This is a genomic window from Acidiphilium iwatense (genome assembly GCF_021556475.1).
GTDB classification, from domain to species: domain Bacteria; phylum Pseudomonadota; class Alphaproteobacteria; order Acetobacterales; family Acetobacteraceae; genus Acidiphilium; species Acidiphilium iwatense.
In genome coordinates this window covers 1-14046 of sequence record NZ_JAKGBZ010000064.1, presented here as the reverse complement: position 1 = coordinate 14046, position 14046 = coordinate 1, and the positions used below count along the sequence as shown (strand labels likewise).

The window sequence follows — 14046 nt, the reverse complement described above, 5'->3', positions numbered from 1 at the left end:
AGCAGGCTCTGGCCGACAATTACTGGGGCGATGGGGCGACGACCCTGGAATGGACCGTGCCGTCCCCCGCGCCGCACCACACCTTCGAGGATGTTCCGGTGATCCGATGAGGTCGTCGCCAGCCATCCTGGAAGTCAAGGCAATATGCAAAGCGAGGTAATATGAGAAAATCCCTGAAGTCAGCTCCCGTCGTCGCGGCTCTTCTTGCGGTACCGGTATCGGCAATGGCCCATGCCTATCCTGCTCACGAAACGCCACCGTCGGGTGCTGTGCTGAAACTGCTTCCCGGCGAGGTCTCAATCAACTTCACCGAGACCGTCAACCGGCATTTCAGCGGTATCGTGGTCCAAGGACCGAATGGCAAACAAGTCAGTCACGGCGAGGCGACGTTAGAACGCAACAACCCCAAGACACTGGTCATCCATCTGCGTCGATCAAATCGAGCCGGGCGCTATACTGTTCTTTGGCATGCGCTCGCATCCGACGGGCATCGAACGCACGGACGTTACAGTTTTCAAGTGACGCCGTGAGCGTCTCCACCGATCTGCTCGTTCGAGGTGTCGCTCGCGGCATTCATGTCGCGGCTTCGCTCGCCATTCTCGGCACCACCGCAGGTTATCGCCTATTTGCTCAGGCCGGCTTGCAGCGTGACAAATCATCGGCCGCACGCAACGCTCAGAACGCAATCGTCAAGTTTCTACGTGCAAGTTTCGCTGTGGTGGTCATCGCTGGTTTGATCTGGCTCCTCTGCGAAGCCATCTATGCCTCGGGATCAAACCAGATCACCTCTGGTTTTGATGCCATTCTGCCGTTGCTGCGCGACACGAACTTTGGTCACCTTCTCATTATCCGGATGATCTTGATGGCTGGTGCCGTGTTGGTATTCGGCCACGGACAGAGTAACCGTCGCGTCCTGTTGGCCGGAAGCTTTGCCGCCGTCGCCGTCGCGTTGCAGGCCGGGCTTGGGCACGGTGCCGCCATGGGCGGGGCGGAGGGACATCTGCTGCTCGCGACCCTGATCCTGCATCTGCTCGCCGCGGGACTGTGGCTCGGCGGCCTGGTTTCCCTTCTCATCGTCGTCAAAGCCGTCACGCCCGAAGCGGCCTTTCGCGCGGCGACGTGGTTTTCCCGCCTGGGCATCGCCTGCGTGATCACCATCGCCGTGACGGCGGCGATTCAGGGCTGGTATCTGATCGGCAGCATCCCCGCCTTGACCGGCACGGCCTATGGATTGGTCGCGGTCGGAAAACTTGCATTATTCCTGATCCTCTTGGCGATCGCAGCGATGAACCGATGGCAGACGTCCCGCCTTACGACGCCTAGCGGTCAGCACGCCAAGGAGTTTCTATACAAATCCATTGCGATCGAGACTGCGATCGGCCTCACCGTCGTCGTGCTCGCAGGCATTCTGATGGAACTTCCGCCCGCCATGGACATCGCGAAAATGAATATGACCGGTTAGCAAACTCGTTGAGTAACGTTCTCACTAGCGCATCGCTTGTCTTGACGCCTTGTCACTCAAGCGTCGACCGGCTGGCCGGTGGCCGTCCATTGGGGATGGCTGCTTTCCGGGCAACGGATATCGTAACCTCGGGTACGGAGCACGGCAAAAATCTCGAAAGCGAGGGCGTAATCCGACCCCCGGCAAAACGCGGGATTGACGTGGTGGAAAGATCACGATGACTCGCAACCGACCGGTAATCTTCATTTGGCTCGCCGTTACCCTCCTTGGCTGGGTAACATTGGAGGTCATCGACTCCTACTTGCCGGATGGAGCGGCGGCGCTCGCAGCGACACCCTGGCTCGTCTGGCAGTTTACGCCGATCATTATCATTCCCATGGTCTGTGTCGTGGTCTGGTACGTGCGCGGTCGGCGCCGCGGCGGGCGGGTGATTGACCCACGAGATGCTTTCTTCGCGGCGGCACTCCTGCTGCTGTTCTTGGTCCTGCAATCGCCGATCGAGGGTTTTTCCGATCAATTCCTTACCGTCCACCAAGTCGAGCACATGACGCTCGATATGATCGCACCCATGCTTCTGATGCTGGCAGCCCCGCAAGCGGCCCTATTGCGTGGTATGCCGGGTGGCTTGCGCCATAAGCTCGTCCCGAGTATCATGGGCAATAGGGGGTTCCATCGCACCTTCGCCACAATCAGCCAGCCGATTCCGGCGAGCCTTGTGTTCGTCGGAACCAGTGGTTTCTGGATGATCCCGCGGATTCACGATGCCTCGTTGCGCGTCCCGTTGATCCACGATCTCTGGCACGTCACGCTCTTCGCAAGCGGCTTGATCTTTTTCTTCCGTCTTCTTGATCCGCGGTCAGTCCCACTCGGCGCGCCGCTGCTCGCTCGCATACTGATGTGCTTTGTAGCCGAGATGAACTTCATTCTGTTCGGTTTCTATCTCAGCGCCAAATCCGTCGTCCTCTACGATGCCTACGGGCGTATGGCGCCTTTCTGGCATATTTCGGCGCTGGGCGACGAGCGCTTCGGCGGTCTGACCATGTGGATCGACGGTTCGACAATGATCGCACTCGGTGCCCTGATCGCGCTCTACCGAATTGCCAGCCACGAAGACCGCACCGCCGGTCGCCGCATCGCCCTTGTCGGCGCCAAGCCGGTGCGCGGCAGCGAATTCCACGTCGGGAAGCGGCGGAATAACCGCAACCTCGCTTTCGGATTGGTCGGATTTGTCGGTTTCATGTTGATCGGCACCATGATCGCTGCCGTCGTTTACGATCACATGACGAACCACCAAGCCGACGCTGCGGCTTTTAGTCAAATGAGAGCAAGGACGCTTAATGGCCCGTCTGCTCACGAGGTCAGATTGACGTCCAAGTCACCGCAGTCTGATAAGCCGTGATCTCAGCCATCGAAACCGCTCCTCGATAGATGTTGAACTCGTTCCAACTGGCCGGTCTTCTGACCCACCTATTCGTTCTTGCGCTTGGCCTCGGGGGACTGATCGGTATCATCCCGCTTGCGCGTGGCCGTCGCGCCGGATCCGGTTTGGTTCTGATGGCCATCTCGATGGGTATAGTGATTTTGGCGCCCCGCTGGAATTTTGGCATCGCGGGCGTGAGCGCTTATGTCGTGGGCTTCCTGGCCGGGCTATGGCTTCTCCTTGGGCCGGAACACGGGAAATAAGTCCTTGGATCTACAGCTTTATCAGGTGACCAGAACTGCTCGCGGCGGGATGACTCCGTCCCGGACTCCCGGAAAATCCTGGAAAATCCTGCATCGACCCAACCAAGCAGACCAAAGCAACGTCGAAGCATTCTGTCGAAGCTTGTTAGTGCGACGCCAAATAAGAGATCAAAGTCATTGCACTCGGAGAATCCCAAGGCGCCGCACCCGGTATATATCCGACAATCAAACCGCCCGGATCGATGACATAAGTGATCGGTAGAGCATAGAGCGGGAAAATCCCACGTCCCGGATTGGCGGCATAGAAATAACCAACCTGTTGGTCGGGGTCGACGATCACCTTCAGATGAGTCAGATCGTGCTGTTTGTAGAAGGCTTCCACATTGGCCTTGCCACCGTCATCGACTGCAATCGGCAGGATCGTGGCCTTCGTCCCTTTCAGTTTCGCTTGTAGCCGATCCAGCAACGGCATCTCATAGACGCAGGGTACACACCAGGTTGCCCAGAAATTGACGAGAACGACGCTGCCGCGCAGGCGCTGGAAGTCGATGGTACTGCCGCCGGTGGTCACGATCGGCTTGGTCGGCACCGGCCGTTCCGGGACAATTTGAGTGTACTGACCATCGTAGCTGTAGAACGCTGGAGGTAGCGCGCTCTGGGCGGCCTGCGCACTCGGCGTCATCCAGCCGACAGCCGGCATACCTACCAAGCCGAATAATGATCGTCGCGAGACCGGCTTCATGGCCGAGCCGTTTTCTTCATGGCATTACCCATCATGGCGCGGCACTTACGACAAGAGGCGCAAGGCGGGTTTAAGCTGATTTTCGATGATCTCTGGGAACAGAGGCCCGGCAGTATGCCAGCGCACCATGCCACCAGGAGTGACCAGGAAACTTTCCGGCACGCCATAGACCCCCCAGTTGATCGCGACCCGTCCGCTCAGATCGGACGCAATCCGCCGATACGGGTTGCCGTATTCTGCGAGATACAGTGCGAGCGGTTTCGGTTTGTCCTGGTAGGCGATGCCCCAGATATCCAGCCCCGATTTCGCGATGCCGACGAGATACGGCGCCTCCGCCTTACAGGCGACGCACCAGGACGCAAAGAAATTGACCAGCACCGGGCGCTTCTGGGCAACCAGCGCAGCCTGGTCGAACCCTTTGTTGCCATCGACCCCCGGCAGAGTGAAAGGAGGCACTTTGTGACCGACCAGCGGATTGTTGAACGCCTGCGGGTTGTAAGTGCCGGTGCGCATCCGTTCCAAGAGCGCGTAGAACCCGATCCCGCCCACCGCCACGGTGGCGAGCGGAATACCGAGCATCAATCGGCGGGAGATTTGTGATGTCGCCATGAAACCGCCTCAGACCGTTGCCGAACGGGTCGGCAGGGTCCGACGGGATAACGGGCTAATCATGGCAATCTCCCAAGGATGATTAAACGTTTCCGGTTCTTCATCGGGCAGGCTCCCATCGTCGCGGCAGTCATCACCGATTCGCGAAAGTCGTGCTTTGTCATTAAAGTTCTATTGACGCACCCTATCGAGTACCCGCTCCGATAAACGGCGGGAAAAGCGGAGAACCACGCTGATCCTTGACGCGTCACGTGGAAACGCCGCGCCGTTGGGTGGTTTTGGTGTGGCGGGGGCGTGTTTCTCGTGCCTCATGCTCGGAGCGCGCGACGTGATCCGCGAGGTCATCCATGATCGGACAATCTGACCGATGGTCGCCTTGGCAATGATCGGCCAGATATTCAATCGGACCTAGCATGGCCTCGAGATCCGCGATTTTGCTCCGCAACGCGGCGGCGTGGTCGAGAGCAATCCGCTTGACGTCGGCACTCGCACGGTGGTGGTCTCGCCAGAGGGCCAGTAGCCGCATGATAGCGTCGATCGAAAATCCGAGATCGCGGCCACGGCGAATGAAGCGGAGCGTGTGGACATCGGTAATCGCGTAGTAGCGATAGCCACTATCGTTTCGAACGGCTTTCGGGATAAGACCGATGCTTTCGTAGTAACGGATCATTTTGGCAGGAACGCCGGAGGCTTTCGCGGCGTCGCCGATCGTCATAGAGGTCATTCTGCTGCTTTCTCGATCAGACGGCCTCGCGGGAGGGCCGAGGCACCGGTGATTCGCGAAACCGTGCTGCCTCTCGGGTGCCAGCGGCGCAGCAGGAGCGCATTTGATACGACGCTGACGCTCGAAAACGCCATGGCGGCGCCAGCAACCACCGGGCTGAGATAACCGAGCGCCGCAAGCGGAAGACCAACGACATTGTAGATGAATGCCCAGAACAGTCCCTGACGAATCTTGCTGAAAGTCGCGCGTGATATATCAAGCGCGGCCGCCACCAGGGCCGGATCGCCGCGCATCAGCGTGATCCCCGCCGTGTGGATAGCGACGTCGGAGCCGGTCGACATGGCGATGCCGACGTGGGCGGCGGCAAGCGCCGGTGCATCGTTGACGCCATCTCCGACCATCGCAACCTTGCGGCCGGCACGCCGGAGTTCATTCACGACATCCGTTTTGTGCTCGGGCAGGATCTCGGCAATCGCCTCGTCGATACCGAGAATTCGGGCTGCGGCGTCGGCGCTGCCCTGGTTGTCCCCGGTCAGCATTATGACGCGCAAGCCCATGGCACGCAGAGAGCCGACGGCGTCATGCGCCGTCGGCTTCAGCGCGTCGCCGAAGCCGATCAGGCCAAGGACGCGCGGGGTCGTTGTGCTAACATCAAGCAACCAGGACACAGTGCGACCCTCACGTTGCAGGGCTTCGGCACGCCCGGCAAGTGCGTCGGCATCGATGCCGTGCTCGGACAGCAACCGGCTGCTTCCGAGCACGAGGTTGCGGCCCTCGACCATGGCGGTAATGCCGCGACCCGGCAGAGCTTTTACAGCGGTTGCCGTAGGCGCCCGTACACCTTCGGCTTCCGCCCTTGTGGGCACGGCCTTGGCGAGAGGATGTTCGCTGCCATGCTGTACGGCTGCGGCGAGACGCAGCAATTCGAAGCCGTTGAGCCCGTCGGCGGGCTCGAGAGCGATTATAGATGGGTTGCCTTCGGTCAAGGTGCCGGTCTTATCGAAGGCCACGGTGTCAATGCCGTGTGCTTCCTCCAGCGTTTCGGCATCCTTGATCAAGATTCCGTATCGGGCCGCAACCCCGGTTCCCGCCATGACTGCGGTCGGGGTAGCGAGGCCAAGGGAACACGGGCAAGCAATGACGAGGACAGCAACTGCGCTCAAGATTGCCTGCTCGATATCGCCGGTGACGAGCCACCACCTCACAAAAGCGATCCAGGCGATAACGAGCACGACCGGTACGAAAACGGCGGCAACCCGATCGACCTGCTTCTGGATCGGCGCCTTGGCCGCCTGCGCATTCTCCACCAATCGGACGATGCGCGCGAGCGTTGATTCGGCGCCTACCGCCGTGGTTTCGATGAGCAAGAGACCGTCGCCATTGATTGCGCCGCCAGTGACCTTGTGACCCACACACTTGGTCACCGGCAAGCTTTCCCCCGTCAGCATCGATTCGTCGGCCGAACTCTCACCCTCACGGATCAGGCCATCGACGGGAATCCGCTCGCCTGGCCATACCACTACAAGATTCCCCACGGCGACCCTGTCAATCGACACCTCCCGCTCTGAACCGTCGGTGGCACGCAGCCGCGCGCGCTCTGGCCGTAGCGCGGACAGTGCTCGCAGAGCTGCGCCAGTCTGCCGCTTGGCGCGAGCCTCCAGCCACTTGCCGAACAGAATAAGCGTAATGACGATCGCGGACGAATCGAAATAGAGCGTCGGCGTGCCGCCATAAGTCCAGGATCTCAGGAGCATGTAGAGGCTGAGAAGATAAGCCGCTGAAGTGCCAAGCGCGACCAGCAGGTCCATGTTGCCGGTATGAGCCCGCACTGCCGTCCAGCCTGCGCGGTAGAATCGCGCGCCGAGCCAGAACTGCACCGGAGTAGCAAGGACAAGCTCCACCCAGCCTGGAAGTGCTATGCTCACCCCTGCAACGTGGAGGATCATTGCAACGAGAAGTGGTGCAGTCAACGCGGCGGCGATGCCGGCATGAATCAGTTCGCGCTGCGTCTCTTGCCGTTTCGCTGCTTCGGCATCCGCATCGCCACCCTCCGGGATCGCGTGCGCACCATAGCCCGCCTTTTCGATGGCAGCGATCAATGTCGACGCATCGACGTCCGCACCCGTTACCCGCACCCGTTCGGTGCCGAGATTGACCGCCACGGTGGCAACGCCCGGCAGTCTGCGGATCGCCTTTTCGACTCGCCCCACGCAGGAGGCGCAGGTCATGCCCTCAATGCCGAGATCGAGGACATCCATTTAGCGGCGGCTGGGATGGCGGCTGGGCAGAGCCGTTTCAAGCATCGCAAGAATCTTTCAACTGAATCGACACCGGATCTGGTCACCGGTACCAAATCCATGGTTACAGGTTCCTACAATAGGAAGGTCAAGCCTTAAACTCACCGCCCGGAGCTCAGCGGGAAATCTCGGGTTCTTCAGGCGGAAAGAACAGGTCTTGACCCTTCCTATATTGGAAGCCCCACACTTGTTTGCGTGCCACATCCTCGAACATATCTTACTCCGGCATCGTCCGCGAACGTCCCGCAGGTTAGGACTGGTACACACCGGATTTAAATACGCCAACTGAACAAGAGGAATGCAGTGCATACAGTAAACGAGACCACGATCGCCGACGGGCTGGTCGGTGCGATCGGCAACACGCCGCTGATCCGGCTCAGGCGGGCCTCCGCGGCGACCGGCTGCGACATTCTCGGCAAGGCGGAATTCATGAATCCTGGGGGCTCGGTGAAGGACCGTGCCGCCATCGCCATCATCGAGGACGCGGAGCGGACGGGCGCGCTGCGGCCGGGCGGCACCATCGTCGAGGGGACTGCCGGCAACACCGGAATCGGGCTGACCCTCGTTGCCAATGCGCGCGGCTACCGGTCGGTCGTCGTGATGCCGGAGACCCAGAGCAGAGAAAAGATCGACTTCCTGCGGATGATCGGTGCCGATCTCCGGCTGGTGCCCGCGAAACCCTACCGTGATCCGGACAATTACGTGCATGTCTCGCGGCGGATTGCCGAGGAAACCGATGGTTTTTGGGCCAACCAGTTCGACAACACCGCGAACCGGGAAGGCCATCGTCTGACCACCGGCACCGAAATCTGGGCGCAAACCGGCGGCCGCGTCGACGCGTTCACCTGCGCCTGCGGCACCGGCGGGACGCTGGCCGGCATTGGCATGGCCCTGAAGGCGCGGCGCCAGGAGGTGCGGATCGTGCTCGCGGACCCGGAGGGCAGCGGGCTGTACGGGTGGCTGAAATCCGGCGATCTCACGCCGAGCGGTTCATCGATCACCGAGGGAATTGGCCAGTCGCGCGTCACCGCCAATCTTGAAGGAGCACCGATCGATGATGCGGTGAGAATCCTCGACGCCGAGGCAGTGGAACAGGTGTTCGACCTCATGATCCACGAGGGAATTTCGGTCGGTGGGTCGGCGGGGATTAACGTCGTCGCGGCGATCCGCGTCGCCCGCGATCTCGGCCCCGGGCACACGGTGGTGACGATCCTGTGCGATGGCGGCGCGCGCTATCAGACAAAATTGTTCAACCCTGAGTTCCTCCGCGGCAAGAATCTCCCCGTTCCTCCGTGGCTTTGATTCGCTATCCACCAGTAGTACTACTGATGATCGGAGCACCACGTTAAAGGACGTTCCCCCATGATGCCGCCCGTGCCTCACATTGATATGACCGTCACTGCGGGGCCAATCTTCGCCTTGTATCTGGACTGGCGGCGACCTTCAGACCGGATCACGCTGTTAGGGCTGTCTGAGTTCGGGCAGCACGGCGCGCCCGCCAGATCATGACCGCGCCGATCGCGATCATCGGAATCGACAGCAATTGGCCCATAGTCAAGCCGAACATCAGGTAGCCGAGAAACCAGTCTGGCTGGCGGAAAAACTCCGCCGTGGTCCGCGCAATCCCGTAGCCCATCACGAATATCCCTGCGAGATAGCCGGGTTGGCTGCGTATCCGCTCGCTGCGTGATACCGTATAAAATTCAGCGCATCGGCAGTGATGATGCAGCCTTTCAACGACAGTAATTTCAGAAGTTTGGGCACCGCGGCGATCTCATTGGACTTCTCGTCCACCGCCAACTGGCCCAACAGCAGCCGTTGTCCAACCGACCAGGCATGCAGCATGTGCAACGGCGACTGCCCCGCTGCCCGATCGAAGGAACGCCGCAATGTCTTGCCATCGATCGCCACTACGCCTTGGAGAGTGTCGGCGAAGCGTTGCATGAAGCGGGTGAAGCAGGCTGTGAATGCAACAGGATCGAGCAGCCGGAAAACCCGGCTGAAGGTGTCATGGCTGGGAATGCCATGCTTGAGGGTCAGAAATTGCCGAAGGAAGGGCTCCTTGGCCTGGCCAAACAGCGGCATATCCGAGCAATCCTCGCCACCGCACAGCATGGTGCACAGCGCGATCATCAAGATCTCATGCAAATTGTGGCGGCCATTGTCCTGCCGTGGATCGGTGACCTCGGCAAAGCAGGCGATAAAATCTTCCATCGGGTGGCCTCAGAGCTGAATCCAACCCCTTGGAAATCCAACTGCCGCCGACCCGCAACCCCGTTTGTCCACACTGAAAACCCAAATGCGATTCCCCTGCACTTTATGCCAAATGAATTACATCGACCTGATCGTAGCGCAACCTGACACTTCGGCCGATCCTCTCCGCCTGCCGACAGGAGGACAATGCTTCACATTGCCATCGATAGCATCTACAAGCATCGTGACTGAAAGGAATCTCCATGGCCACCAAAGTAAAAACTCGATCCACGACACGTCGCACGCCGACAACCGGCAAGCCGACACCAAAAGTCGCAACGAACAGGAAATCTACCCCGCTGACTGTCAAGCCCGCGCGCGCGGCCGCGATCCCGGCAACGCGCAAAAGCGTTCCCGCAAAGGCTTCGCCGGCCAGCAAGGCGGCCGCGAAACCTGCTATCAAATCGGCCAAAGCGACAGTGCCGAAGTTGTCGGTCACCGAACTTCGGGCGGAGGTTGAACGCCTGCAGAAGGTCAATGCCACTCTCCGGACGAAGAACAAGGCGGAACGCGCGGCAGCGTCCGAAGCGGTGGCGCGGGCTGGATCCCTCCAGGGTGAAGTGGACAGCCTGAAGGCAAAGATCGACAGGGCGGAGAGGAAGGCGGCGAAGGTGGCAGAGGCCGAGAAGCCGAAGGCCAAGCCGGTGAAGGTTAAAAAGACGTCTCCCACGACCGATGCGCCGAAGATGGAAGCTCCAGAGGAAGCGGTGGACGATCTTCCGCCGACCGTTGACTGACGTTTGCCTTCCAGGACGCGGCGATCACGTCCGGGGTGATTTGCAGGCGCCTCGCGAGGAATCGCCGACATTGAGGCCGCGCCGTGCCGGTTCGTGACCGTTGACACTTTCACACCAGAGAGGTGAGATAAGCGGATGGAAGATGAATTGAACCCAGGCGACAAGGTCATGTTGAAGTCGGGCGGACCGGTGATGACGTTCGATGAGTACGAGCAAGTCCTGGACGGGAAGATGGCAACCTGTTCGTGGTTCGCGGATGGGGAAAAGATCCAGGAACGGTTTTTCACGGAGTCGATAAAGCGCGTGGAGGAATAGCTCAGAGTCCATTTCGAATCTGATTAGCAACGTCCAAGCCTTCGCAGGAGGATGGTGGTTGAAGCGGCGTATAGGAAGGCTTCTGCGGACGATATGAGTTTTTCGACATCGCGGGAGAAGCGGCGGTTCCGGCCGATCCAGGCGAAGAACCGTTCGACCACCCACCGCCGCTTGTGAACTTGAAACCCAACTTGACCATCGATCTTGCGGACGATTTCGACGGCGATGCGCGTGGCGTTGGCAACACGCTCACCCGCATACGCGCTATCGGCGAACACGCGCTCGACAAAAGGGAACGACGCGCGGGAGGCTCGCAACAGCGATACGGCACCGTCGCGGTCCTGGATGTCGGCCGGGCCGACTTGAAGTTTGAGCGCCCGCCCGTCGGTGTCCACAAGGGCGTTGCGCTTGCGTCCTTTGATCTGTAGAGTCGAGGACGGGCGCGGTGGCATTGCCCCGTTTCCCGTCCCCGCTCATCAAACCGGACGTGCGGATTTCCCGCATCCGGCTTTCCGACTGGCTTCATCGCAAGGCCCACGGCGACGACCGTCCGCGCTCGCGTCGAAGGCACAGCACGCCCAATTCCCCGTAGACATTCTCACGAGAGAACCGGTCCGTCCCATGCCCGTGCACTTTATGTCGTTGTCGGAGGAAGTGCCGCGTCCGGTCATAGACATGCTGATCGACGGCCTCGTATGCAGACGCGAGAGCGCCGTAGGAGAAGTAGGCCGACCATCCGCGCAGGACGCGGTTCAATCGTACCCTCACCTCATCCCAGGCGCCCTTGTTGCCCGGTACAAGCAGTTCGCCAACCTTCTGTTTGACCCTCTGCACACTCTTCTTGGACGGGCTTGCTCCCAGATACCAGCGGCCTCCGTTGGGCAGGTGGCGCGGTCCCAGGGTGTAGCCAAGGAAATCGAAGCCTTCGCGCCGAGCATCCTTCACCGAGGTTTTCACCTCGTTGAGCGTCAGCCCGAGTTTCGTCATCACCGCCTTCGTCCACGCCAGCGCCTCATCCGCGTGACCGCGGCTGAGGATGACGAAGTCGTCGGCATAGGAGACGACGTGCGCGCGAAATGCCTCGCCCCGTCCCGTCTGGTGCCAATGCTTCAGGAACCGGTTCATGTAGATGACTGAGAGCAACGGACTAACAACCCCACCTTGGGGTGTGCCGCGCGTGTTGCTCTTGCCGCCGCTCATGTGTCGTTTCCCGTCGCCATCCCTTTCCTCGACCGGCGCCCGTAGCCACAGCTTGATCAGCCACAGCACGTGCCGATCGACGATGCGGCGGCCCACCGATAGGAGGAGGTCCGCGTGCGGGATCGTGTCGAAATACTTCGACAAGTCGGCGTCGACGATGTCGGTATGGCCCCGGCACAACAGCCGGTGCGTTTCCTTGACGGCATCGATCGCGCTCCGACGCGGCCGATAACCGTAAGCGCTATCCTCGAAGTCCGCCTCAAACACCGGTTCCAGCACGATCTTGGCGGCGGTCTGAACCACTCGGTCCCGGATCGTCGGGATGCCAAGCGGCCGTTCACCGCCGCCGGGCTTTGGGATCATTACCCGTCGCACCGGATCAGGCCGGTAGGTCTTCGAGACGAGGTCCTCACGCAAGCCCACCAACCAGGCTTCCACGCCCGACGCTTCGATCTGCTTGAACGTCACCCCATCCACCCCCGGCGCACCCGCATTGGCGCGGGCCAGCGCATAGGCGTGGCGCAGGATGTCTTCGCGACAGACCTTGTCGTAGAGAATGTAGAAGCGAAAGGCAGGCTCTTCCTTCGCCTTGCGATACAGCTTTCTCTGAAGGCTCCTGATCTTATCGGGCGTTTGCAGGCTCATCGCCAATCACCCCCACCTTGCCAACGTCGAAAGCACACCAGAAGTCAGGGTCCTTTCCTCAGCCGGCGTTACCCGGCTTCGACGGTCATACGACCCTGTCCGACACCCGCCCGGTCCACCGCCCTGAAGCGGTGTTGAAGCCGCGACCTCCGACCTGGACGGGTCTCCCTCGATTACCCGCATCACCATTCCAACGTGCTGTGTCCAATACCCCGGCAGATCAGACAGGTGCGTGTGTCGATTGCTTCCCTGTCTACGCGGCCTTCCCCGAGCAAAAGGCGGGTCGGCATCTGCATCGACTCTTTCGAGGCCTGCTCGAACTTCACTCGCGTTACGGCCCGTTGGATCGCTCGGCCACCCAAGGCGGCCTTTGTCACGAGGCTTCGACCCGGTCGGTTGCCCAACAGAGCCGCTCGTCAGCTTCCGGATCAAATCGACAACTTTCCGGATGGAACCTTCCTCCATAGATGATGCACGCCTTCGAGGCGCACTCTTGCCGCCATCGTAACCCCGTATGCCACCGCTTTCGGTCGTCTTGACGCTTTGGCTGTCGAGCACGGCGGCAGAGGGGCTGGCGTCGCGCCCCGTGCGCTCACGATCGTGCATGACAAGATGATGATTGATCCGCTCCCAAGTCCCGTCATCGCGGAACCGCGCGAACCAGCGATAGACCGTCGAAAGCGGCGGAAACCCATCCGGCAGCATCTGCCACGCGCAACCGGCGCGCAGCACATAGAAGATCGCCTCGACGATGCGACGCATCGGCCACCTGCGCTTGCGCCCGCGCGAGCAAGGCGACGGCAAAAACGGCTCGAGAATTTTCCATTCCGCATCTGTCAGGTCACTTCCATAGCGCAGGTCAGAGCGGCTATGCTGCGCACGGGCGGAACCCGCTCAAGGTTCCGCGTGCGGAGCACGTGGAAAAGCGGTGGAGGGGGTCGGGGTCCACATGAGGAAATGATCTCCAGCAAGGCTTCGAACACCTGCTTGGAATCACGTCTCGTCCGGCCATCCAACCCCTCATAACGATCGTTCCACATTGATTCCGAAACGGCCTCTCAGAGGCTGTCTCGGAATGATGGTGCAATGACGGGTTGGATGGCGGGGCGAGGTGTGATTATGGGATGGCCCGCCCCTCTCTGAGGTAACTCGGGTAGGGTTTGCCTCTTTTTACAAAGGAGGGCGGGATGACGGGTATTGCGTTTCATTACAGTCGTGATTTTTATCTTGCGAAACGGCGGGATGTCTGAATCTATGTATCTGCTCATCCTGGTCCGTCGGCCAGTTGAATCGATTGTGAATTGACGTGACCACGGCGGATACGATTCGACGGGAGGCGTGAGCGAGCTTCCTGACCTGTCCCTTCTATCGCATGCTGA

At 60.4% G+C, this 14046-nt stretch carries 12 protein-coding genes and 4 pseudogenes; 7 read left to right on the top strand and 9 right to left on the bottom strand.

Features of this window, described 5'->3' with window-relative positions:
• Positions 1–161: 161 nt before the first annotated feature.
• The 4 genes from L2A60_RS18420 to L2A60_RS18405 all read left to right on the top strand — a co-directional run bounded on the left by L2A60_RS18420 (position 162) and on the right by L2A60_RS18405 (position 3145).
• Entirely contained in the window at positions 162–530 is a 369-nt protein-coding gene (locus L2A60_RS18420) for a copper resistance CopC family protein (protein ID WP_235705936.1), read from the top strand.
• The gene (locus L2A60_RS18415) at positions 527–1462 is read left to right on the top strand and encodes a copper resistance D family protein (protein ID WP_235705935.1); all 936 of its coding nucleotides are present in this window, start codon (positions 527–529) and stop codon (positions 1460–1462) included. The genes L2A60_RS18420 and L2A60_RS18415 overlap by 4 nt, the downstream gene beginning before the upstream one ends.
• A 280-nt stretch (positions 1463–1742) precedes the next feature.
• Positions 1743–2861, top strand: coding sequence for a cytochrome c oxidase assembly protein (locus L2A60_RS18410; protein WP_235705934.1), 1119 nt, complete (start codon positions 1743–1745; stop codon positions 2859–2861).
• Positions 2862–2890: 29 nt separating this feature from the next.
• A complete protein-coding gene (locus L2A60_RS18405) occupies positions 2891–3145 on the top strand; it encodes a hypothetical protein (RefSeq protein WP_235705933.1) in 255 nt (84 codons plus the stop codon).
• A gap of 145 nt (positions 3146–3290) precedes the next feature.
• On the opposite strand, the gene L2A60_RS18400 is transcribed toward L2A60_RS18405, so the two are convergent.
• The 4 genes from L2A60_RS18400 to L2A60_RS18385 form a co-directional block, all read right to left on the bottom strand.
• Complete coding sequence (locus L2A60_RS18400; RefSeq protein WP_235705932.1) at positions 3291–3887, bottom strand: TlpA disulfide reductase family protein; 597 nt, start codon at positions 3885–3887, stop codon at positions 3291–3293.
• A 45-nt stretch (positions 3888–3932) separates the two neighbouring features.
• On the bottom strand, positions 3933–4496 hold the full coding sequence (locus L2A60_RS18395; protein ID WP_013640718.1) for a DsbE family thiol:disulfide interchange protein: 564 nt from the start codon (positions 4494–4496) through the stop codon (positions 3933–3935).
• A gap of 247 nt (positions 4497–4743) precedes the next feature.
• Positions 4744–5211 (bottom strand): Cu(I)-responsive transcriptional regulator, encoded by a 468-nt coding sequence (gene cueR, locus L2A60_RS18390; protein ID WP_235705931.1) that lies wholly within the window; start codon positions 5209–5211, stop codon positions 4744–4746.
• Between the two features lie 5 nt (positions 5212–5216).
• Positions 5217–7478 carry a heavy metal translocating P-type ATPase gene (locus tag L2A60_RS18385; RefSeq protein WP_235705930.1) on the bottom strand — a complete coding sequence of 754 codons (2262 nt, stop codon included), beginning with the start codon at positions 7476–7478 and terminating at the stop codon, positions 5217–5219.
• Between the two features lie 342 nt (positions 7479–7820).
• Here L2A60_RS18385 and L2A60_RS18380 point away from each other — a divergent pair, with 342 nt between their 5' ends.
• On the top strand, positions 7821–8819 hold the full coding sequence (locus L2A60_RS18380) for a cysteine synthase A (protein ID WP_235705929.1): 999 nt from the start codon (positions 7821–7823) through the stop codon (positions 8817–8819).
• A gap of 151 nt (positions 8820–8970) precedes the next feature.
• Here the strand turns inward: L2A60_RS18380 and L2A60_RS18375 are convergent.
• Together L2A60_RS18375 and L2A60_RS18370 are read right to left on the bottom strand one after the other, a co-directional pair.
• A pseudogene (locus L2A60_RS18375) lies at positions 8971–9207 on the bottom strand (prolipoprotein diacylglyceryl transferase family protein); the annotation flags it as partial.
• An 11-nt stretch (positions 9208–9218) separates the two neighbouring features.
• Positions 9219–9731 (bottom strand): annotated as a pseudogene (locus L2A60_RS18370) (ISAs1 family transposase); the annotation flags it as partial.
• A gap of 242 nt (positions 9732–9973) precedes the next feature.
• Between L2A60_RS18370 and L2A60_RS18365 the strand changes: the two are divergent.
• Together L2A60_RS18365 and L2A60_RS18360 are read left to right on the top strand one after the other, a co-directional pair.
• Complete coding sequence (locus tag L2A60_RS18365) at positions 9974–10507, top strand: hypothetical protein (RefSeq protein ID WP_235705926.1); 534 nt, start codon at positions 9974–9976, stop codon at positions 10505–10507.
• A 135-nt stretch (positions 10508–10642) separates the two neighbouring features.
• On the top strand, positions 10643–10822 hold the full coding sequence (locus tag L2A60_RS18360; protein ID WP_235705924.1) for a YodC family protein: 180 nt from the start codon (positions 10643–10645) through the stop codon (positions 10820–10822).
• 23 nt (positions 10823–10845) lie between these two features.
• Here L2A60_RS18360 and L2A60_RS18355 read toward each other — a convergent pair.
• From L2A60_RS18355 to L2A60_RS18345, 3 genes and pseudogenes are all read right to left on the bottom strand, one after another.
• Positions 10846–11247, bottom strand: a pseudogene (locus L2A60_RS18355) (transposase); the annotation flags it as partial.
• A gap of 97 nt (positions 11248–11344) precedes the next feature.
• Positions 11345–12667 carry a group II intron reverse transcriptase/maturase gene (gene ltrA / locus L2A60_RS18350; protein ID WP_235705920.1) on the bottom strand — a complete coding sequence of 441 codons (1323 nt, stop codon included), beginning with the start codon at positions 12665–12667 and terminating at the stop codon, positions 11345–11347.
• 474 nt (positions 12668–13141) lie between these two features.
• Positions 13142–13525: pseudogene (locus L2A60_RS18345) on the bottom strand (IS5 family transposase); the annotation flags it as partial.
• Between the last annotated feature and the right edge of the window lie 521 nt (positions 13526–14046).

Bases quoted from the DNA above. Each gene is read 5' to 3' on its own strand.
- L2A60_RS18420 (WP_235705936.1), top strand. From the start codon at position 162: ATGAGAAAATCCCTGAAGTCAGCTCCCGTCGTCGCGGCTCTTCTTGCG.
- L2A60_RS18405 (WP_235705933.1), top strand. From the start codon at position 2,891: ATGTTGAACTCGTTCCAACTGGCCGGTCTTCTGACCCACCTATTCGTT.
- L2A60_RS18400 (WP_235705932.1), bottom strand. From the start codon at position 3,887: ATGAAGCCGGTCTCGCGACGATCATTATTCGGCTTGGTAGGTATGCCG.
- L2A60_RS18395 (WP_013640718.1), bottom strand. From the start codon at position 4,496: ATGGCGACATCACAAATCTCCCGCCGATTGATGCTCGGTATTCCGCTC.
- cueR (WP_235705931.1), bottom strand. From the start codon at position 5,211: ATGACGATCGGCGACGCCGCGAAAGCCTCCGGCGTTCCTGCCAAAATG.
- L2A60_RS18385 (WP_235705930.1), bottom strand. From the start codon at position 7,478: ATGGATGTCCTCGATCTCGGCATTGAGGGCATGACCTGCGCCTCCTGC.
- L2A60_RS18365 (WP_235705926.1), top strand. From the start codon at position 9,974: ATGGCCACCAAAGTAAAAACTCGATCCACGACACGTCGCACGCCGACA.
- L2A60_RS18360 (WP_235705924.1), top strand. From the start codon at position 10,643: ATGGAAGATGAATTGAACCCAGGCGACAAGGTCATGTTGAAGTCGGGC.
- ltrA (WP_235705920.1), bottom strand. From the start codon at position 12,667: ATGAGCCTGCAAACGCCCGATAAGATCAGGAGCCTTCAGAGAAAGCTG.